We start from the raw sequence: 19920 nt of genomic DNA on the forward strand, positions 1-19920 counted from the left end.
CATGGCTAATCCTTCTTCCCCCGCCGCCAACGGCAAGGCCTATGAATATGTCGACCACGCCTATGACGTGATCGTGGTCGGCGCCGGCGGTTCCGGCCTGCGCGCCACGCTCGGCATGGCCGAGCAGGGCTTCAAGACCGCCTGCATCACCAAGGTTTTCCCGACGCGCTCGCATACCGTAGCCGCCCAGGGCGGCATCGCCGCCTCGCTGCAGAACATGACGCCCGATTGCTGGCAATGGCATCTCTACGACACCGTCAAGGGTTCCGACTGGCTCGGCGATGTCGACGCCATGCAGTATCTCGCCATGGAAGCGCCGCAGGCGGTCTATGAGCTCGAGCATTACGGCGTGCCGTTCTCCCGTAACGAAGAGGGCAAGATTTATCAGCGCCCCTTCGGCGGCCACATGCAGAATTACGGCGAAGGCCCGCCGGTGCAGCGCACCTGTGCTGCCGCCGACCGTACCGGCCACGCCATCCTGCACACGCTTTACGGCCAGTCGCTGAAGAACAACGCCGAGTTCTTCATCGAATATTTCGCGATCGACCTGATCATGAGCGATGACGGGACCTGCACCGGGGTCGTCGCCTGGAACCTTGATGACGGCACGATCCACCGCTTCTCCGCCAAGATGGTGGTGCTGGCGACCGGCGGCTATGGCCGCACCTATTTCTCGGCGACCTCCGCGCATACCTGCACCGGCGATGGCGCCGGCATGATCGCGCGCGCCGGCCTGCCGTTGCAGGACATGGAATTCGTGCAGTTCCACCCGACCGGCATCTATGGCGCGGGCTGCCTGATTACCGAGGGCGCGCGCGGCGAGGGCGGTTATCTGGTCAACTCCGAGGGCGAGCGCTTCATGGAGCGCTATGCGCCGTCGGCCAAGGATCTGGCCTCACGCGACGTTGTCTCGCGCTGCATGACGATGGAAATCCGCGAAGGCCGTGGCGTTGGCAAGAACAAGGACCACATCTTCCTGCATCTCGACCATCTCGATCCGGCTGTGCTGCATGAGCGACTTCCGGGCATTTCCGAGAGCGCCAAGATCTTCGCCGGCGTCGATGTCACCCGCGAGCCGATCCCGGTTCTGCCGACGGTCCACTACAATATGGGCGGCATTCCGACGAACTATTTCGGCGAGGTGCTGAACGCCGATGGCGACAATCCCGAGCGTCTCGCGCCCGGCCTGATGGCCGTCGGCGAGGCCGGTTGCGCCTCGGTGCACGGCGCCAACCGTCTCGGCTCCAACTCGCTGATCGATCTCGTGGTCTTCGGCCGCGCCGCCGCGATCCGCGCCGGACAGGTGATCGACCGGGAAAGCCCGATCCCGGCGCTGAACACGGCCGCCTGCGACCGGATCATGGAGCGCTTCGACAAGACCCGCCACGCCTCCGGCTCGCAGCCGACGGCCGTGCTGCGCGACAAGATGCAGCGCGCCATGCAGGAAGAGGCGGCCGTGTTCCGCACCCAGGAAACGCTGGAGGAAGGCTGCCGCCGGATTTCGGAAATCTGGAAGGAACTGCCGGACGTCAAGGTCACCGACCGCTCGATGATCTGGAACTCGGATCTGGTCGAGACGCTGGAACTGCAGAACCTGATGGCCTGCGCGATCACCACAGTCTACGGCGCCGAGGCCCGCAAGGAAAGCCGTGGCGCGCACGCCCGCGAGGACTATGCCGACGGCCCGTTCTCCGGCCGCGACGACGAGAACTGGCGCAAGCACACGCTCGCCTGGGTGAACGAGGCCGGCGACGTCAAGCTCGACTACCGCCCGGTCCATACCGACCTCATCGCCGACGGCATCGACATCAAGAAGATCGCGCCGAAGGCGCGGGTGTATTGATCGAGGATAGATGTGATGGGTGAGATAACGATCAAGGTCGCGGACGAGGCGCTGGTACGGCGGCTGACCGAACTGGCCCACACCCATCAGATCTCGCCGGAAGCCGAGGCGACCGCAATTCTCCGCCGCGCTACCGGCGTTCCGCTCGATCGGGAGAGCAGACTGGCGACGGCGAGGCGTATTGCCGCCCTGACACCGCACCGGCGGCAGACGGACGCGACGGAAATGCTGCGCGAGGATCGCTCGCGATGACGTTGGTCATCGATTCTTCGGTGATCGTGAAGTGGTTCGTGCGGGAAGAAGGGCACCCGGAGGCGGTGAAACTGTTGGAGATGACGGAGCAACTGAGCTGTCCAGACTTTGCCTTGGCCGAAGCCGCCAATGTTCTTTGGCGGAAGGTGCGGCTTGGTGAAATCGGCTCCGGGCAGGCAAGGGAGGCCGTGGGCCAGATGACGGTTTTTTTCGATTCGATCGTTCCGTCTTCCGCCCTGCTGGAGGCAGCTTTCGATCTGGCTGGAACGCTTCAGCACAGCGTTTATGACTGCATGTTTCTCGCTTGTGCGCTGCGGAGAGAGGGCGACGTTCTGGTGTCGGCCGATGAGAAATTTCTGACGAAAGCTTCAGAGAACGGATTTGCGGCGTCGGTCCGGCCGCTGTCCGGGTTGAACCTCTGAGGCGAGACGGTATATTTTAGGAACACAGGATAACCGCCATGGTTGAATTCACGCTTCCCAAGAACTCGAAGATCAAGACCGGCAAGACCTGGCCGAAGCCGGAAGGCGCTTCCAATCTTCGCGAGTTCAAGATCTACCGCTGGAACCCGGATACCGGCGAGAACCCGTCGATCGACACCTATTTCATCGATCTCGATGATTGCGGGCCGATGGTTCTCGATGCGCTGTTGTACATCAAGAACAATATCGATCCGACGCTGACGCTGCGCCGCTCCTGTCGCGAAGGCATTTGCGGTTCGTGCGCGATGAATATCGATGGCACCAACACGCTCGCCTGCACCAAGGGCATGGACGACATCAAGGGCGCGGTGAAGATCTACCCGCTGCCGCATATGCCGGTGGTCAAGGACCTCGTGCCGGACCTCAACAATTTCTACGCCCAGCACCGTTCGATCGAACCCTGGCTCAAGACCGTCTCGCCGCCGCCGGCGAAGGAGTGGAAGCAGAGCCATGAGGACCGCGTGAAGCTCGACGGGCTTTATGAATGCATCCTGTGCGCCTGCTGCTCGACCTCCTGTCCGTCCTACTGGTGGAACGGCGATCGCTATCTCGGTCCCGCCGTGCTGCTGCAGGCCTATCGCTGGTTGATCGACTCCAGAGACGAGGCGACCGGCGAGCGGCTCGACAATCTGGAAGATCCTTTCCGGCTCTACCGCTGCCACACCATCATGAACTGCACCCAGGCCTGTCCGAAGGGGCTGAACCCCGCCAAGGCGATCGCCGGCATCAAGAAGATGATGGTCGAGCGTTCGGTTTGATCGTTCTTTCCGGCGCTACGGTTTCTTACGCCGCTTACGCAATCGTGAAGCCGGTTGAGGCCCCGGCGTGGTTGCGCTTTCGGGTGAATGTGGTGTAGCCCTTGCCGTATTGGACTTGCGCACGATATGATTGCCGGCAGGTCCGGTCGTCTCCTCGCCTTGTTGGCGTGGCGGGCAGGCAGGCACTTTGAAGCTGTGCAACGGGGCTGTGCCCCATTGCGCCAGAGGAGCAGGAGTTCGGGTTGATGGTTCACAAGGTTTTGGTGGTCGCGGCAGTGACCGGGGTTCTCGCCCTCAGCGCATGTCAGCGGACGACCTATGATTATTCTCCGCCGGCGCCCCCGCCGCCGCAGCCGCTGACCCCGGCGCCTGCCGGACAGGTGCAGAGCGGCTCGCTGCCGCCGCCCGCTGGCGCTTCGGCCTATCCGACCAGCACTTACGGCGCCACCCAGCCGGGCATGACCGATACGGCGACCGGGCAGTATCCGGCAGCCCCGGGTGCCCCGACCGAAACGGCGGGGGGCATGGGCAATGTCGCGGCTCCCGCAGGCGCGGTTGCTGTTTCCAACGCGGCGCTGGTTGGAAGCTGGAAGGTCAATGAGGGCGGTGTTTCCTGCGACATGTTCCTGACGCTCACCAATCTCGGCGAAGGCCTGCGCGGCGGCACGCGCGGCTGCACCGGCGGGCTTTCCACCATGAAGTCCTGGGGCATCAACGGCGACCAGGTCGTGCTGAATGATGCCAATGGCTATGCCATTGCAAGGCTTTACAAGACCGCCGACAATCGCATTGAAGGCACCAGCAGCTCCGGCCAGCAGGTTGTGCTGAGCCGCTGATAAAAGGGCCCGGACGGGCCCTTTTTTCTGCCTTCCCCGGCGGACCCGCCTGGCTGAGCCCGCCGCAGATTCCCAAAAACCGGAAATATTGATGGCTGCGACCGTGACCGAGCGCCTGCAGGCGCTGACTGACGACAAGACACTGAGCCCGGATGAAGCGCAGCGCGCCGTGGCGGCCGAACTCGACACGGTGCTGGAGGGGCTGAAGGCCGCGCCGTCGCGGCGGAAGGGCAAGCTGCTGTCGCGGCTGTTCAACGGCGGCAAGAGCGGCGGACCGCTGACGCGCGGGCTCTATATTCATGGCAGCGTCGGGCGCGGCAAGACCATGCTGATGGACATGTTCTTCGAACTTGCGCCGATCGCGGACAAGCGCCGCGCCCATTTCTTCGCCTTCATGGCCGATGTGCAGGACAGGCTGAACGCCTATCGCCGCAAGCTCAAGGCTGGCGAGGTGAAGGAGGCGGACCCGATCGGCCCGGTGGCCGACGAGATCATCGCCGAAAACCGGCTTCTGTGCTTCGATGAATTCACCGTCACCGATATCGCCGACGCGATGATCCTGTCGCGGCTGTTCTCGGCGCTGTTCGAGCGCGGCTGCGTGCTGGTCGCGACCTCCAATGTGGCGCCGGACGACCTTTACAAGGACGGCCTCAATCGCGGCCTGTTCCTGCCCTTCATCGATGTCCTGAAAGAGAATGTCACGGTAACGACACTCGATTCTGCTACCGACTATCGCATGGAGAAGTTCGAGGGTCGTCCGGTCTACCTGACCCCGCTTGACGAGAAGACGGCGGCGCGAATGGACGAGAACTGGGATCTGCTGACCGGCGGCAAGGAGGGAGAGCCCGAGGAGATCGAAATGCGCGGCCGCGTGCTGCATGTGCCAAAGGCCTGTGGCGAGGTTGCCCGGTTCAGCTTCGATGACCTCTGCAGGAAGCCGCTTGGGGCAACGGACTATATGGCGATCGCCAAGCGATACCGCACCGTGTTCATCGATGGGGTGCCGGTGCTTGGCAGCGATAGCCGCAATGAAATCAAGCGCTTCATCATGCTGATCGATACGCTTTACGATCAGACGATCCGCACGGTGATTTCGGCGGCGGCCATGCCGGAGGATCTGCTTCCGGAGCGCAAGGGACGTGAAGGCTTCGAATTCGATCGCACCGCGTCGCGGCTTTTCGAGATGCGCAGCACGGATTACTTTGCAGCGCACAAGAAAAAATGGGCCGCAAATGCGGCGGAATGACGATCACGTCTTTTTGAATTCTTACCTTTACGTCAATTAAAATATATATAACCGATTGAAAATATTAGCGTCCGAAAAACCGGTTGAAAATCGCCCGGATAGGGGCTATCCCAACGTGCGACATGGGCAGGCTTTGCGGCGTGCTCGGAAATGGATTTTTCAGAGGATATAATTCATGGCGCGCAATAAAATCGCATTGATCGGTTCGGGCATGATCGGGGGCACGCTCGCGCATCTCGCCGGGCTCAAAGAACTGGGCGACGTCGTCCTGTTCGATATCGCGGACGGCCTGCCGCAGGGCAAGGCGCTCGACATCGCCGAATCCTCGCCGGTTGACGGCTTCGACGCCAAGCTTACCGGCGCATCCGATTATTCCGCCATCGCCGGCGCCGATGTCTGCATCGTCACCGCCGGCGTGCCGCGCAAGCCCGGCATGAGCCGCGACGACCTGCTCGGCATCAACCTCAAGGTCATGGAAGCCGTTGGCGCGGGCATCGCGCAGCACGCTCCGAACGCCTTCGTGATCTGCATCACCAACCCGCTCGACGCCATGGTCTGGGCGCTGCAGAAATTCTCCGGCCTTCCGGCCAACAAGGTCGTCGGCATGGCCGGCGTTCTCGACTCGGCCCGCTTCCGCTACTTCCTCGCCGAGGAGTTCAACGTTTCGGTTGAAGACGTCACCGCCTTCGTCCTCGGCGGCCATGGCGATACCATGGTTCCGGTCGCGCAGTATTCGACGGTTGCCGGCATTCCGCTGCCCGACCTCATCAAGATGGGCTGGACCACCCAGGAAAAGCTCGACGCGATCATCACCCGCACCCGTGGCGGCGGCGGCGAAATCGTGGCGCTCTTGAAGAACGGCTCGGCCTATTACGCGCCTGCCGCTTCCGCCATCGCCATGGCCGAAAGCTACCTCAAGGACAAGAAGCGCGTCATGCCGGCCGCCGCCCACCTCACCGGCGAATACGGCGTTGACGGCATGTATGTCGGCGTTCCGATCGTCATCGGCGAGGGCGGTGTCGAGCGCATCGTCGAAATTCCGCTGGAAGGCGAGGACAAGGCCGGCTTCGACAAGTCGGTGGACGCCGTGAAGGGCCTTTGCGATGCCTGCAAGGAAATCGCGCCCTCTCTGAAATAAGCCGCTTTCTCTAAAAGGACGGATATCGAATGAATATTCATGAATACCAGGCCAAGGCTCTGCTCAAGAGCTACGGCGCGCCGGTGGCCGATGGCGTCGCCATCCTGACCAAGGATGAAGTCGACGCCGCGGTGGCGAAGCTCCCGGGCCCGCTTTACGTGGTCAAGAGCCAGATCCATGCCGGCGGTCGCGGCAAGGGCAAGTTCAAGGAACTCGGCCCCGATGCCAAGGGCGGCGTGCGTCTGGCGAAGTCCGCCGATGAGGTGAAGGCGTTTGTGGACGAAATGCTCGGCAACACGCTGGTGACCAAGCAGACCGGCCCCGCCGGCAAGCAGGTCAACCGCCTCTATATCGAGGATGGCGCCGATATTGATCGCGAGCTTTACTGCTCGCTGCTGGTTGACCGCACGGTCGGCCGCGTGGCCTTCGTGGTTTCGACCGAAGGAGGCATGGATATCGAGACCGTTGCCGAGGAAACCCCGGAAAAGATCGTGACAGTCGCCATCGATCCGGATACGGGCGTGACGGCCTCCGACGTCAAGACGCTCTGCGAGGCGCTGAAGCTTGAGGGCGATGCCGCCAAGGACGCCGAGCGTTTGTTCCCGATCCTCTACAAGGCCTTTGTCGAGAAAGACATGAGCCTTCTCGAGATCAACCCGCTGATCGTCATGGAAAACGGCCGTCTGCGCGTCCTCGACGCCAAGTGCTCTTTCGACGGCAACGCGCTGTTCCGCCACGACGATGTGCGCGCCCTGCGCGACACCACGGAAGAGGATGCCAAGGAAATCGAGGCCTCCAAGTATGACCTCGCCTATGTCGCGCTCGACGGCAATATCGGTTGCATGGTCAATGGCGCAGGCCTTGCCATGGCGACCATGGACATCATCAAGCTCTACGGCGCCGAGCCCGCGAACTTCCTCGATGTCGGCGGCGGCGCGTCCAAGGAAAAGGTTACGGCGGCGTTCAAGATCATCACCGCCGATCCGGCCGTGAAGGGCATTCTGGTCAACATCTTCGGCGGCATCATGCGCTGCGACGTTATCGCCGAAGGCGTGATCGCCGCGGTCAAGGAAGTCGGTCTCAAGGTGCCGCTGGTCGTCCGTCTCGAAGGCACCAATGTCGAACTCGGCAAGAAGATCATCAACGAGAGTGGCCTCAACGTCATCTCCGCCGATGATCTCGACGACGCGGCCCAGAAAATCGTTTCGGCCGTTAAGGAGGCCTGAGTACCCATGTCCATTCTGGTAAACAAAGACACCAAGGTTCTGGTTCAGGGCCTCACCGGCAAGACCGGTACCTTTCACACCGAGCAGGCGCTTGCCTATTACGGCACCAAGATGGTCGGCGGTATCCACCCGAAGAAGGGCGGCGAGCAGTGGAGCTCGGGCGTTGACGGCACAAATCTGCCGATCTTCGCTTCGGTTGCCGAAGGCAAGGAAAAGACCGGCGCCGATGCATCCGTGATCTACGTTCCGCCGGCTGGCGCGGGCGCTGCGATCCTGGAAGCCATCGAAGCCGAAATTCCGCTGATCGTCTGCATCACCGAAGGCATTCCGGTGGCCGACATGGTCAAGGTCAAGGCCAGGCTCGACAAGTCGAAGTCGCGCCTGATCGGCCCGAACTGCCCCGGCGTTCTGACGCCGGAAGAATGCAAGATCGGCATCATGCCGGGCTCGATCTTCAAGAAGGGCTCCGTCGGCGTTCTGTCGCGCTCCGGCACGCTTACCTATGAGGCCGTGTTCCAGACCACCAATGAAGGCCTCGGCCAGACCACGGCCGTCGGCATTGGCGGCGACCCGGTCAAGGGCACCGAGTTCATCGACATGCTGGAAATGTTCCTGGCCGACGACGCCACCCAGTCGATCATCATGATCGGCGAGATTGGCGGCTCGGCCGAGGAAGAGGCTGCCCAGTTCCTGAAGGACGAGGCCAAGAAGGGCCGCAAGAAGCCGATGGTCGGCTTCATCGCGGGCCGTACCGCCCCTCCCGGCCGCACCATGGGCCATGCCGGCGCTGTTATCTCCGGCGGCAAGGGTGGCGCTGAAGACAAGATCGAGGCGATGGAATCGGCCGGCATCACCGTGTCGCCGTCTCCGGCGCGTCTTGGCAAGACGCTGGTTGAAGTCCTGAAGGGCTGATCCAGTTGAGAAAGATGTCGTGGCGACCGGCGGGTCGCCACGAAAATACCGTTTTCCGCGTGATGTCACGGCGGCTCGACGGAATTTCAGAGGGTGGACCGGCGTGAGGCCGGTTTCACCGTTTCAAGCGGGAGGCGGACGAATTCGTCCGCGCGTGCACATGTCCAGGCAAGAAGCCAACGAACAATTTCTCCTGACCTCGTTTCTCGATGGGGCGAATGCCACCTATATCGAGCATCTCTACGCGGCCTATGAGGATGATCCGAATTCGGTGTCGGAAGAATGGCGCGATTTCTTCAAGGCGCTCGGCGATGATCCGGACGCGGTGAGGAAGGCGGCCGAGGGCGCGTCCTGGAAAAAGGACAACTGGCCGGTAAAGCCCGCCGACGAGCTGACCGCCGCCCTTGACGGCAATTGGGGCGATGTCGAGCGCGTTGTGGAGAAGAAGCTCACCGCCAAGGCGGCGGCCGAGGGTGCCGCCCTTTCCGGCGAGGAAGTGCTGCGCGCCACCCGCGATTCCGTGCGCGCGCTGATGATGATCCGCGCCTTCCGCATGCGCGGCCATCTGCACGCCAAGCTTGACCCGCTCGGTCTCGCCGGCATGGCGGACGACGATTACAACGAATTGTCGCCCCAGGCCTACGGCTTCACCGAGGCCGATTTCGACCGCCCGATCTTCATCGACAATGTCCTGGGACTGGAATACGCCACGATCCCGCAGATGGTCGATATTCTGACCCGCACCTATTGTTCGACGCTCGGCGTCGAATTCATGCACATCTCCAATCCGGAGGAAAAGGCGTGGATTCAGGAGCGGATCGAAGGTCCTGAAAAGAGCATCACCTTCACCGAGAACGGCAAGAAGGCGATCCTGCAGAAGCTGGTCGAGGCCGAGGGCTTCGAGAAATTTCTCGATGTCAAATACAAGGGCACCAAGCGTTTCGGCCTGGATGGCGGCGAGTCGCTGATCCCGGCCATGGAGCAGATCATCAAGCGCGGCGGTTCGCTGGGCCTGAAGGAGATCGTGCTCGGCATGCCGCATCGCGGCCGCCTCAACGTGCTCTCGCAGGTGATGGCCAAGACCCACCGCGCGATCTTCCACGAGTTCAAGGGCGGCTCGTTCAAGCCCGACGACGTCGAGGGTTCCGGCGACGTGAAGTACCACCTCGGCGCGTCCTCGGACCGCGAATTCGACGGTAACAATGTCCACCTGTCGCTGACGGCGAACCCCTCGCATCTGGAAATCGTCGATCCGGTGGTGATGGGCAAGGCCCGCGCCAAGCAGGATATCCTCGCCACCCAGCGCGAGGGCGAGATCGTTCCGCTTTCCGAGCGCGCCAAGGTCATGCCGCTCTTGCTGCACGGCGATGCCGCCTTTGCCGGCCAGGGCGTGGTGGCCGAGGTTCTGGGGCTTTCGGGCCTGCGCGGCCATCGCGTGGCCGGCACGGTGCATTTCATCGTCAACAACCAGATCGGCTTCACCACCAACCCGGCCTTCTCGCGCTCCTCGCCCTATCCGTCGGATGTGGCGAAGATGATCGAGGCGCCGATCTTCCACGTCAATGGCGACGATCCGGAAGCCGTGGTCTATGCCGCCAAGATCGCGACCGAGTTCCGGATGAAGTTCCACAAGCCGGTCGTCATCGACATGTTCTGCTATCGCCGCTTCGGCCATAACGAGGGCGACGAGCCGTCCTTCACCCAGCCGAAGATGTACAAGGCGATCCGTGGTCACCAGACCGTGACCCAGCTCTATGCCGAGCGGCTGATCAAGGAAGGCCTGATCACCAAGGACGAGTTCGAGCAGATGCTTTCCGACTGGAAGGATTTCCTCGAACAGGAATTCGAGGCCGGCTCCTCCTACAAGCCGAACAAGGCCGACTGGCTGGACGGCGAGTGGTCGGGCCTGCGCGCCGCCGACAATGCCGATGAGCTGCGCCGCGGCAAGACCTCGGTTCCGATGAAGACGCTGAAGGAAATCGGCAAGAAGCTGACCGAGGTTCCGGAAGGCTTCAACGTGCACCGCACCGTGCAGCGCTTCCTCGACAACCGCGCCAAGATGATCGAGACCGGCGAGGGGATCGACTGGGCCATGGGTGAGGCGCTGGCCTTCGGCGCGCTCTGCCATGAGGGCTTCAAGGTCCGTCTGTCGGGTCAGGATGTCGAGCGCGGCACCTTCTCGCAGCGCCATTCGGTGCTCTACGATCAGGAAACCGAGGAGCGCTATATCCCGCTCCAGCATATTCACCAGGCGCAGGGCCGCTACGAAGTCGTGAACTCGATGCTTTCGGAGGAAGCCGTGCTCGGCTTCGAATACGGCTATTCGCTGGCCCGCCCGAACGCGCTGACGCTGTGGGAAGCCCAGTTCGGCGATTTCGCCAATGGCGCGCAGGTGATCTTCGACCAGTTCATCTCGTCGGGCGAGCGTAAATGGCTGCGCATGTCCGGTCTCGTCTGCCTTCTGCCGCACGGCTATGAGGGGCAGGGGCCGGAGCACTCGTCCGCCCGCCTGGAGCGCTGGCTGCAGATGTGCGCCGAGGACAACATGCAGGTTGCCAACTGCACCACGCCAGCGAACTATTTCCACATTCTGCGCCGCCAGCTGAAGCGCGACTTCCGCAAGCCGCTGATTCTGATGACGCCGAAGTCGCTGCTGCGCCACAAGCGCGCAACCTCGACGCTGTCGGAAATGGCGGGCGAGACCGCGTTCCACCGCCTGTTGTGGGATGACGCGGTCGAGCACGACACGCCGATCAAGCTGGTCAAGGATGCCAAGATCCGGCGCGTGGTTCTGTGCTCGGGCAAGGTCTATTACGACCTGTTCGAGGAACGCGAGAAGCGCGGCATCGACGACATCTACCTTCTGCGCGTCGAGCAGCTCTATCCCTTCCCCGCCAAGGCGCTGATCAACATGCTGTCGCGCTTCAAGAACGCGGAGATGGTATGGTGCCAGGAAGAGCCGAAGAATATGGGCGCATGGTCGTTCATCGAGCCTTATCTGGAATGGGTGCTGACCCATATCGACGCCAAGCACACCAGGGTGCGCTATGCCGGTCGTCCGGCGGCTGCTTCCACGGCCACAGGCCTGATGTCGCGCCATCTGGCGCAACTCGAGGCCTTCCTGGAAGACGCGCTCGGCGAGTGATTTGAACTTTCCCAGCATGCCGGTCGAGGAGCCCGGCATGCGCAAACCGCCTCAAGGCGTTTTGAAACAGACATTATCAAGATCGGGACTTTTGAAATGGCCACTGAAATCCGCGTTCCCACTCTGGGCGAATCCGTTACCGAGGCGACGGTCGGCACCTGGTACAAGAAGGTCGGCGACGCGATTGCCGCCGACGAGCCGATTGTCGAGCTTGAAACCGACAAGGTGACCATCGAGGTTCCCGCACCCGCCGCCGGCGTGCTGTCGGAAATCGTCGCCGCCGAAGGCGAGACGGTTGAGCTGAATGCCCTGCTCGGCCAGATCGGCGAGGGCGACGCCGCCGCCGCCAGCGAGAAGAAGGAAGAAAAGCCCAAGGAAGAGGCGCCGAAGGAAGAGGCCAAGGCTGAAGAAAAGGCCGATGGCAAATCCGGTGATATGCCGGCCGCTCCCGCCGCCGCCAAGATGATGGCCGAGAAGAACATCTCGGAAGATCAGGTCGAAGGCACCGGCAAGCGCGGCCAGATCCTGAAGGGCGACGTGATTGCCGCAGCCGCCAAGGGCACGTCCTCGCCCGCTCCGTCGGACACGAAGGCGCCGGCGCGCGGCCCCTCAAAGGTCGAGGATGCCGACCGCGAAGAGCGCGTCAAGATGACCCGCCTGCGCCAGACCATCGCCAAGCGTCTCAAGGACGCCCAGAACACGGCCGCGATGCTGACCACCTTCAACGAGGTGGACATGACGGCGGTGATGGAGATGCGCAACAAGTACAAGGACCTGTTCCTGAAGAAGCACGACGTCAAGCTCGGCTTCATGGGCTTCTTCACCAAGGCCGTCTGCCACGCGCTGAAGGAAATCCCGGCGGTGAACGCCGAGATCGATGGCACGGACATCATCTACAAGAACTTCTGCCACATCGGCATGGCCGTCGGCACCGACAAGGGCCTCGTGGTCCCGGTCGTGCGCGATGCCGACCAGATGTCGATTGCCGAGATCGAGGCCGAGATCGCGCGTCTCGCCAAGGCGGCCCGTAGCGGCCAGCTTTCCATGGCTGACATGCAGGGCGGCACCTTCACGATCACCAATGGCGGCGTCTACGGCTCGCTGATGTCCTCGCCGATCCTGAACGCGCCGCAGTCCGGCATTCTCGGCATGCACAAGATCCAGGAGCGGCCGATGGCGATTGGCGGCCAGGTCGTCATCCGCCCGATGATGTATCTGGCGCTGTCCTACGACCACCGCATGGTCGATGGTCAGGAAGCGGTGACCTTCCTGGTGCGCGTCAAGGAAACGCTGGAAGATCCCGAACGCCTCGTTCTCGATCTCTGATCAACAAAACCTGGGGGCCGGGACATGAGCATCGAATTCCTGATTACGGCGCTGATTGTTGTTCTGGCTCCCGGCACGGGCGTGGTCTACACGCTCGCGACAGGGCTGGCGCAGGGCAGGATGGCAAGCGTGGCGGCCGCCTTGGGCTGCACGCTCGGCATCATTCCGGCAATCCTGGCCTCCGTCTTCGGCCTCGCCGCGCTGTTTCATACCAGCGCGCTGCTTTTCCAGACGGTCAAGTTCGCCGGTGTTGCCTATCTGCTCTATCTGGCCTGGCAGACGCTGAAGGATCGCGGCGCAATGCGTGTCAGCGGCGAGGGCGTCGAGCGGCGCAACCTTTTCCAGATCGCCCGCAACGGCTTTCTCATCAATATCCTGAACCCGAAGCTCTCGATCTTCTTCCTCGCCTTCCTGCCGCAATTCGTTTCGCCGGCTGCCGCTTCGCCGGTCCTTGAGATGCTGGCGATGTCGGCCGTGTTCATGGCGATGACCTTTGCGGTCTTTGTCGTCTACGGTCAGTTTTCCGGTCTGATGCGTGACCGGGTGCTTTCGAGCGAGCGGGCAATGGCATGGATGCGGCGGAGCGTGGCGCTGGCCTTTGCCGGTTTCGGACTGAAGCTGGCGCTCTCCAGCCGCTGACAACATGCCAAGGAGTTTTCCGTCAGTCATGTCTTCGTCCGCTTCGATTGTCTCTGCACTGGCTGTCGCGTTGACGATTGCTGGCTGTCAGAAAAAGGAGCCCTTCGATATGGCTGCCGTCTCCAGCAATCTCGAAGTCTTCTCCATGGACAGCGCGGCCATGAAGGCGAACTATCTGGTAGAAGTCCCGATCGGCGAGCTTGAACTACCGGATGGCCGGCTCGTCGCGATGGACCCGCTGGTGATGCCGGAAATGGAATCATTCGAACGGAAGGTTCCCGAAGGCGTCTACCCGGTGACGTTCATCCGGGGCGACGAAGAATATGCCCGACCCGCGCTTCTGGTGATCCGTTTCTCGGATGAGCCGGTCGAGCGCTTCGAACTGGCAACGCGACCGGGACAAAACGTGGAAGACCTCGAAGAGGGCTATTTCTATGGCATTCCGGTCGACACCGGACTTGCCGCATTTGCCAATAGCGGCTTTGCCGCCGCCGAGAAGAAGCGCGACGCCGAGGAACGCGAAAGGCACGGTGACGACTATATCTCCTATTACGACGATGTGCTCGCCGAGGCGCTGCCGGGCGACAGCAATGATGAGCATGTGCTCCACCATCCCATAGAGGGCGATTTCGGTGCGGCGGCGATCAGCCAGTCAGGCTGGGGCGACGGGTTTTACCCGGTGATATGGGGGCTTGCCGCAGACGACAGCCCGGTGCTTGCCTTTATCGATTTCTATGTGATCGAGAACGGCGAGGGGCTGGAGCCCGGCGAACTTGCCAGCCGCAGGGCGCTGGATGCGATGACCGAGCAGCAAAAAGCGGATAATGTCGCCGCATATGACGCCATGAAGATGGGCGATATGAATGGCTTTGCCGCCTATGTCGACGACAAACGGATCAAACCCGAGGATCCGGTCATCCTTACGGGTGGGTCATTCATGGCGGAGGCGATCAGGCTGAACAACGCAGAGGCGCTGAAGATCATGATGGACGCTGGCGCGCGCGCCAAGCCCGGTGCGGTCGATTCGGAGTGGATCGAAAGTTATTACGGTTATGCGGAAGACCTGAACGAAGGCGCCCGCAAAACCGGAACGATACCGCCACGCTCCGAGGAGTTGATGGCGCTGTTGAGACAACTCGAAAGCGGGAACGCCGGACAATAGGCGGTTTCTGCCCAAGCAGAGGATAGAAGAATGGCATATGATCTCATCGTAATCGGTTCCGGTCCCGGCGGCTATGTCTGCGCGGTCAAGGCATCGCAGCTCGGCATGAAGGTCGCCGTCGTCGAGAAGCGCGCCACCTATGGCGGCACCTGCCTGAACATCGGCTGCATCCCCTCCAAGGCGTTGCTGCATGCCTCGGAATATTACGCACACGCCGCCCATGGCATGGAAAGCCTCGGTATCAAGCTTTCCGGCGTCGAACTCGACCACGACAAGCTGATGGGCCACAAGGACGCGGTGGTGAAGTCGAATGTCGAAGGCGTCGCCTTCCTGTTCAAGAAGAACAAGATCGACGGCATTCAGGGCACGGGCAAGATCCTCGCGCCCGGCAAGGTGCAGGTGACCAAGGAAGACGGCTCGACCGAGGAGCTTGAGGCGAAGAACATCGTGATCGCCACCGGCTCCGATGTCGCCGGCATTCCGGGCGTCAATGTCGAGATCGACGAGGAGACCATCGTTTCCTCCACCGGCGGCATTGCGCTCAAGAAGGTGCCGGAAAAGATGATCGTTGTCGGCGGCGGCGTGATTGGCCTCGAGCTTGGCTCGGTCTGGTCGCGTCTCGGCGCCAAGGTGACGGTTGTCGAGTTTCTCGACAAGATCCTCGGGCCGATGGATGGCGAGGTCTCCAAGCAGTTCCAGAAGATGCTTGTCAAGCAGGGCCTTGACTTCAAGCTGTCCGCCAAGGTGACGGCGGTCGAGAAGGCCGAAAACGGCGCGAAGGTGACCTTCGAACCGGTGAAGGGCGGCGATGCCGAAACCATCGAGGCCGATATCGTGCTGATTTCGACGGGCCGCAAGCCCTACACCGAGGGCCTCGGGCTGGAAGAGGCCGGCGTCAAGCTGGACGATCGTGGCCGCGTGGAAATCGACAACCACTTCAAGACCAATGTCGACGGCATCTATGCGATCGGCGATGTGGTCAAGGGCCCGATGCTCGCGCACAAGGCCGAGGACGAGGGCGTGGCGCTCGCCGAAATCCTTGCCGGCCAGGCCGGCCACGTGAATTATGACGTCATCCCGAGCGTGGTCTACACCCAGCCGGAAGTCGCCTCCGTCGGCAGGACCGAGGAAGAGCTGAAGAAGGCCGGCGTCGCCTACAATGTCGGCAAGTTCCCGTTCATGGCCAATGGCCGCGCCCGCGCGATGGAGGCGACCGACGGTTTCGTCAAGGTGCTCGCCGACAAGGAGACCGACCGCGTGCTCGGCGTTCATATCGTCGGCTTCGGCGCGGGCGAGATGATCCACGAGGCGGCGGTGCTGATGGAATTCGGTGGCTCGGCCGAAGACCTCGGCCGCACCTGCCACGCACACCCGACCATGTCGGAAGCGGTGAAGGAGGCGGCACTCGGCGCGTTCTTCAAGCCGATCCACATGTAAGGCAGGCGGGGTGCGCCAAGGCTCGTTGAGCCTATCCCACTCTCCTCCGTCATGCTCGGGCTTGTCCCGAGCATCTAAGCACGTATCAACACGACAGGCGTTTCGGATGAAAAGGTCTTCAAAGACAATTCATTACGAACCGCCCACGCCGCTCGTGCGGAAGGGTGGTTAGATCCTCGGGACAAGCCCGAGGATGACGTCCGCGCAAGAGGTAGGGTCGTCGACAATCTGAGAGCGCTTTCCGCCCGCTTCATGAAAACTTCGTGACCTTCGAAAGTGCGGCTTGCTTTGCGGGCCGCATTTTCGTTTCATGGTTTATACGAACAAGCTCTTGATAAGAGGGGTAAATCCTGTGCGTCCGACTCCGGTTTCCTTTTCGCGTTCGCAGCGCGCCCTGCACTGGATCATGGCGTTGCTGATCCTGTTCAACCTGCTGTTCTCCGATGATCTGGTGCGCTGGGGCGTTCTGTATTACGGCAACAAGCCCATTCCGGACGATGTTCAGCTCTCGGCCAATATTCATGCCTATGTCGGTATCGCCGTACTGATCCTCGCTTTGATCCGGCTGGCGCTGCGCTTCATCCAGGGCGTGCCGCCCGAGCCTGCGGGCGAGCCGGCGATCTTCCGGCTGCTTTCGAAGGTGGCGCACTGGACGTTTTATCTGATGTTCATCGTGATGCCGCTTGCCGGCATCGCCGGCTATTATTTCGACAGCGGGGCAGCCGCGCTGGCGCATGCCAATCAGATGAAGCTCGTGATGTGGTTTCTGATCATCACCCATATCGCCGCCGTCGCGGTCCACCAGCTCTACTGGAAGACCGGGATATTGAAGCGGATGACCACCGGTTGACGGCTACCGCGCGGTCGCGAGGCGGTGTCCGGCCTCGTCGAACGCATGGCAATGCGCGGGCGCGGCGGCGAGGTGGATCGTGGCTCCGGCGGCAAGCTCCCGGCCGGCCGGCTGTTCCAGGATGATCGGACCGTGGCCTTCGACATCGGCATGGACCAGCCGCGCATTGCCGAGATATTCCGTCAGCCTGACCTTCGCGGCGATGGCGCCCTGATTCTCTGACGTGATTTCGAAACTGTCCGGTCGGATGCCGCAATAGCGGGTTTCGGGCGGAAGCCCGCTCGCGGCGCGAAGGGTTTCGAAGGCCGGCGTCAGCTCGAAGATGTTCATCTTCGGCGCGCCGATGAACTGGGCGGCGAACAGATTTGCCGGGCGTTCATAGAGATCCTCGGGGCTGCCGACCTGCTCGATTTTGCCATCGCGCAGGAGCACGATCTTGTCGGCGAGCGTCATCGCCTCGACCTGGTCATGGGTCACATAGATCATCGTCCGCTTCAGCCGCGCATGCAGCTCCGAAATCTGGGTGCGCATATGTACCCGAAGCTCGGCATCGAGATTGGAGAGCGGCTCGTCGAACAGGAAGGTTTCCGGCTGGCCGACAATCGCGCGGCCGATCGCCACGCGCTGGCGCTGGCCGCCGGACAGCTCGCGCGGATAGCGCTCGGTGAGCGTGTCGAGCTGCAACGTGGCGACCGCCTCTTCCACCAGCCGGTCGATCTCGGCGGTCGGCGTCTTGCGCACCTTCAGCCCGAAGGCGATGTTTTCGCGCACCGTCAGATGCGGATAGAGCGCGTAGGACTGGAAGACCATCGCCACGCCGCGCCGGGCGGGCGCGATGTCGTTCATGCGCTTGCCGCCGATTTCCAGTGTGCCGCCGGTGATGTCCTCAAGGCCGGCGATCATCCTGAGCAGCGTTGACTTGCCACAGCCCGACGGGCCGACGAACACGCAGAACTCGCCGTCCTCGACCGCAAGATCGATGCCCTTGATGATCTCCGCCGCGCCATAGGACTTTCTGACGCCCTTCAGTTCAAGCTTGGCCATGTCTTCACTCCACGCGTCCGAACAGTTCGAGTCGCGGCGTCTCGCGGATATGCTGCGGCCATGCGAGTGGCACCTCGAAGCGGCTTGTCAACAGGTTCTGGAAGTCCGCCAGCCGCTCCGGCGTCTCGCGCACGCCGCGCGGCGAGATGTCGTTGTCGAGGCAGTAGGCGGCAAGCGCCCCGACGCTTTCGCCGATGTTCCACTCGACCGGATGCAGCCGGTAACAGCCATTGGTCAGATGGGTGGTTCCGATATTCTTGCAGGCGGGCAGCATGTTCTCGACCCGCTCCGGGATCAGGCTGCCCAGCGGAATCTGGAACGGCCAGTTGGCGATGTCGACATAGTTGCGCGGCGCGGTGGAGGGGTGAAGGTCGATGCGATAGGAGCCGACGCCGACGCTGTCGAAGAACTGCTCGGCGCCCTTCAGCCCTTCGCGGGCATCGATGCCGACATGGTTCTCGGTCACCGTGAAAAGCGCCTTGATGCGGCGGCTCTCGCGGATATAGGGGGCGACCGTCAGGCCATCAAGCGTGCCCATCACGCTTCCCGCCGGCTTTAGCCCGCGATAGCCGTAGCCGCCGTCATGGCGCGGGGCTTCGGTTTGCATCCAGTAGAGCATGGAGAGCGAGAGCTGGCGCGCACCTTCCAGATGCTTCTCCGCTTCCTCGGGCGAAACGCCGACGATCGGCCCGCCGCAATAGTCGATCTGCGGCCAGTTCACGAGGCAGATGTCGGAGGGATAGCGGTTGCCGACATGGTTCTTGCGATAGAATATCCGCCGGTAGTGCCAGTTGTCCGGCGCGAATTTCGCGTCGCTGTCGCCCACGAACAGCGGCCGGTTGTCTGGCTCCAGCGTCACGGGATTGGGGCCGATGAAGGAAAGCTGGCGGTCGGGCCAGAAATCGAGCCTGAAATCGCGCCAGATATCATAGTCGCGCGGGCGCTCGATGGTGTGGTCCTCGTCCGGGTGGTAGCTCATGGCGAAGCACCAGCTCACCGCCTGCTGGTCATTGGGGTCGGCCTCGCCCGCAAGGGCTGCCGGCTCGCCGGTCTGAGCCTGGCTTTCCGCGCCGATGACGTGCTCGACATTGCCGAGTTCCAGGAGATCGCCGAGCTCGGTGGCGTCGATGAAGTAGCGGCCGGTCAGAACCATCTCGCCGTGCTCGGCGGAGCGAACGGTGACGGCGGTGAAGCGGTCGCCATCGGTTTCGGCGGAAATCGGTTTGGCGTTCATAAGTACGGTCAGCCGCCCGGTCGCATACCACGGCGCAAGCAAGGCTTCGATCGCCGCCACACCGGCGCGCGGCTCAGCGCAGATCGGCGAGACATTGCCGCTGCCAGGGTTGAGGTTTTCGTCGTTGCGGGCCTCGTCGGTCAGCGGATAGTGGTCGCGGTAGTAATCGCGGATGTTCCGGCGAAGCGCGCGGTAGCTCGCGGTCGAGCCGTCCTTTTCGATCCACGGATTTTCATCCGGCGGCACGGCCTGCGTCGTCAACTGGCCGCCGAGCCATTTGAATTCCTCGGTCAGGATGACGCTGCGGCCGAGTTTCAGCGCCGAAAGCGCCGCCGCGACCCCGCCCAGACCGCCGCCGATGATGACGATGTCGCTGGTGAGTTCCTTCAT

General features: G+C 62.4%; 17 protein-coding genes. 15 read left to right on the plus strand and 2 right to left on the minus strand.

Going from position 1 to position 19920, the window contains the following annotated elements:
* Position 1: 1 nt before the first annotated feature.
* The 15 genes from sdhA to Mame_RS10560 all read left to right on the plus strand — a co-directional run bounded on the left by sdhA (position 2) and on the right by Mame_RS10560 (position 17252).
* Positions 2-1843 carry a succinate dehydrogenase flavoprotein subunit gene (sdhA, locus tag Mame_RS10490; RefSeq protein WP_018062709.1) on the plus strand — a complete coding sequence of 614 codons (1842 nt, stop codon included), beginning with the start codon at positions 2-4 and terminating at the stop codon, positions 1841-1843.
* A 15-nt stretch (positions 1844-1858) separates the two neighbouring features.
* On the plus strand, positions 1859-2095 hold the full coding sequence (locus Mame_RS10495) for a hypothetical protein (RefSeq protein ID WP_018062708.1): 237 nt from the start codon (positions 1859-1861) through the stop codon (positions 2093-2095).
* On the plus strand, positions 2092-2517 hold the full coding sequence (locus Mame_RS10500; protein WP_018062707.1) for a type II toxin-antitoxin system VapC family toxin: 426 nt from the start codon (positions 2092-2094) through the stop codon (positions 2515-2517). The genes Mame_RS10495 and Mame_RS10500 overlap by 4 nt, the downstream gene beginning before the upstream one ends.
* A gap of 38 nt (positions 2518-2555) precedes the next feature.
* The gene (locus tag Mame_RS10505; protein ID WP_018062706.1) at positions 2556-3335 is read left to right on the plus strand and encodes a succinate dehydrogenase iron-sulfur subunit; all 780 of its coding nucleotides are present in this window, start codon (positions 2556-2558) and stop codon (positions 3333-3335) included.
* Between the two features lie 245 nt (positions 3336-3580).
* Positions 3581-4171, plus strand: a complete 591-nt coding sequence (locus Mame_RS10510) for a protease inhibitor Inh/omp19 family protein (protein ID WP_018062705.1) — start codon at positions 3581-3583, stop codon at positions 4169-4171.
* Positions 4172-4262: 91 nt separating this feature from the next.
* Positions 4263-5417 (plus strand): cell division protein ZapE, encoded by a 1155-nt coding sequence (zapE, locus tag Mame_RS10515; protein ID WP_018062704.1) that lies wholly within the window; start codon positions 4263-4265, stop codon positions 5415-5417.
* 175 nt (positions 5418-5592) lie between these two features.
* Entirely contained in the window at positions 5593-6555 is a 963-nt protein-coding gene (gene mdh / locus Mame_RS10520) for a malate dehydrogenase (RefSeq protein WP_018062703.1), read from the plus strand.
* Positions 6556-6584: 29 nt separating this feature from the next.
* A complete protein-coding gene (gene sucC, locus Mame_RS10525; protein ID WP_018062702.1) occupies positions 6585-7781 on the plus strand; it encodes an ADP-forming succinate--CoA ligase subunit beta in 1197 nt (398 codons plus the stop codon).
* Positions 7782-7787: 6 nt separating this feature from the next.
* Positions 7788-8693 (plus strand): succinate--CoA ligase subunit alpha, encoded by a 906-nt coding sequence (gene sucD, locus Mame_RS10530; protein WP_018062701.1) that lies wholly within the window; start codon positions 7788-7790, stop codon positions 8691-8693.
* Between the two features lie 160 nt (positions 8694-8853).
* Entirely contained in the window at positions 8854-11838 is a 2985-nt protein-coding gene (locus Mame_RS10535) for a 2-oxoglutarate dehydrogenase E1 component (RefSeq protein WP_018062700.1), read from the plus strand.
* A gap of 96 nt (positions 11839-11934) precedes the next feature.
* Positions 11935-13164, plus strand: coding sequence for a 2-oxoglutarate dehydrogenase complex dihydrolipoyllysine-residue succinyltransferase (odhB, locus tag Mame_RS10540; RefSeq protein WP_018062699.1), 1230 nt, complete (start codon positions 11935-11937; stop codon positions 13162-13164).
* Positions 13165-13188: 24 nt separating this feature from the next.
* On the plus strand, positions 13189-13803 hold the full coding sequence (locus tag Mame_RS10545) for a LysE family translocator (protein WP_018062698.1): 615 nt from the start codon (positions 13189-13191) through the stop codon (positions 13801-13803).
* Between the two features lie 109 nt (positions 13804-13912).
* Positions 13913-14965 carry a DUF4241 domain-containing protein gene (locus tag Mame_RS10550; protein ID WP_018062697.1) on the plus strand — a complete coding sequence of 351 codons (1053 nt, stop codon included), beginning with the start codon at positions 13913-13915 and terminating at the stop codon, positions 14963-14965.
* Between the two features lie 30 nt (positions 14966-14995).
* Positions 14996-16402, plus strand: coding sequence for a dihydrolipoyl dehydrogenase (lpdA, locus tag Mame_RS10555; protein ID WP_018062696.1), 1407 nt, complete (start codon positions 14996-14998; stop codon positions 16400-16402).
* 310 nt (positions 16403-16712) lie between these two features.
* Entirely contained in the window at positions 16713-17252 is a 540-nt protein-coding gene (locus Mame_RS10560) for a cytochrome b (RefSeq protein WP_051085057.1), read from the plus strand.
* Between the two features lie 3 nt (positions 17253-17255).
* Here Mame_RS10560 and Mame_RS10565 read toward each other — a convergent pair whose 3' ends face one another.
* Both Mame_RS10565 and Mame_RS10570 read right to left on the minus strand, forming a co-directional pair.
* Positions 17256-18296, minus strand: coding sequence for an ABC transporter ATP-binding protein (locus Mame_RS10565; RefSeq protein WP_018062694.1), 1041 nt, complete (start codon positions 18294-18296; stop codon positions 17256-17258).
* Between the two features lie 4 nt (positions 18297-18300).
* On the minus strand, positions 18301-19920 hold the full coding sequence (locus Mame_RS10570) for an FAD-dependent oxidoreductase (protein WP_018062693.1): 1620 nt from the start codon (positions 19918-19920) through the stop codon (positions 18301-18303).

It is taken from the genome of Martelella mediterranea DSM 17316 (genome assembly GCF_002043005.1).
Classification (GTDB): Bacteria; Pseudomonadota; Alphaproteobacteria; order Rhizobiales; family Rhizobiaceae; genus Martelella; species Martelella mediterranea.

What these genes read in the sequence shown, in the direction of transcription:
- odhB (WP_018062699.1), top strand. Translation starts at nt 11,935, where the DNA reads ATGGCCACTGAAATCCGCGTTCCCACTCTGGGCGAATCCGTTACCGAG.
- sucC (WP_018062702.1), top strand. Translation starts at nt 6,585, where the DNA reads ATGAATATTCATGAATACCAGGCCAAGGCTCTGCTCAAGAGCTACGGC.
- Mame_RS10500 (WP_018062707.1), top strand. Translation starts at nt 2,092, where the DNA reads ATGACGTTGGTCATCGATTCTTCGGTGATCGTGAAGTGGTTCGTGCGG.
- sucD (WP_018062701.1), top strand. Translation starts at nt 7,788, where the DNA reads ATGTCCATTCTGGTAAACAAAGACACCAAGGTTCTGGTTCAGGGCCTC.
- Mame_RS10510 (WP_018062705.1), top strand. Translation starts at nt 3,581, where the DNA reads ATGGTTCACAAGGTTTTGGTGGTCGCGGCAGTGACCGGGGTTCTCGCC.
- Mame_RS10570 (WP_018062693.1), bottom strand. Translation starts at nt 19,920, where the DNA reads ATGAAGGAACTCACCAGCGACATCGTCATCATCGGCGGCGGTCTGGGC.
- Mame_RS10560 (WP_051085057.1), top strand. Translation starts at nt 16,713, where the DNA reads ATGGTTTATACGAACAAGCTCTTGATAAGAGGGGTAAATCCTGTGCGT.
- Mame_RS10535 (WP_018062700.1), top strand. Translation starts at nt 8,854, where the DNA reads ATGTCCAGGCAAGAAGCCAACGAACAATTTCTCCTGACCTCGTTTCTC.
- Mame_RS10565 (WP_018062694.1), bottom strand. Translation starts at nt 18,296, where the DNA reads ATGGCCAAGCTTGAACTGAAGGGCGTCAGAAAGTCCTATGGCGCGGCG.
- Mame_RS10495 (WP_018062708.1), top strand. Translation starts at nt 1,859, where the DNA reads ATGGGTGAGATAACGATCAAGGTCGCGGACGAGGCGCTGGTACGGCGG.
- zapE (WP_018062704.1), top strand. Translation starts at nt 4,263, where the DNA reads ATGGCTGCGACCGTGACCGAGCGCCTGCAGGCGCTGACTGACGACAAG.
- Mame_RS10505 (WP_018062706.1), top strand. Translation starts at nt 2,556, where the DNA reads ATGGTTGAATTCACGCTTCCCAAGAACTCGAAGATCAAGACCGGCAAG.
- sdhA (WP_018062709.1), top strand. Translation starts at nt 2, where the DNA reads ATGGCTAATCCTTCTTCCCCCGCCGCCAACGGCAAGGCCTATGAATAT.
- Mame_RS10550 (WP_018062697.1), top strand. Translation starts at nt 13,913, where the DNA reads ATGGCTGCCGTCTCCAGCAATCTCGAAGTCTTCTCCATGGACAGCGCG.
- mdh (WP_018062703.1), top strand. Translation starts at nt 5,593, where the DNA reads ATGGCGCGCAATAAAATCGCATTGATCGGTTCGGGCATGATCGGGGGC.
- lpdA (WP_018062696.1), top strand. Translation starts at nt 14,996, where the DNA reads ATGGCATATGATCTCATCGTAATCGGTTCCGGTCCCGGCGGCTATGTC.
- Mame_RS10545 (WP_018062698.1), top strand. Translation starts at nt 13,189, where the DNA reads ATGAGCATCGAATTCCTGATTACGGCGCTGATTGTTGTTCTGGCTCCC.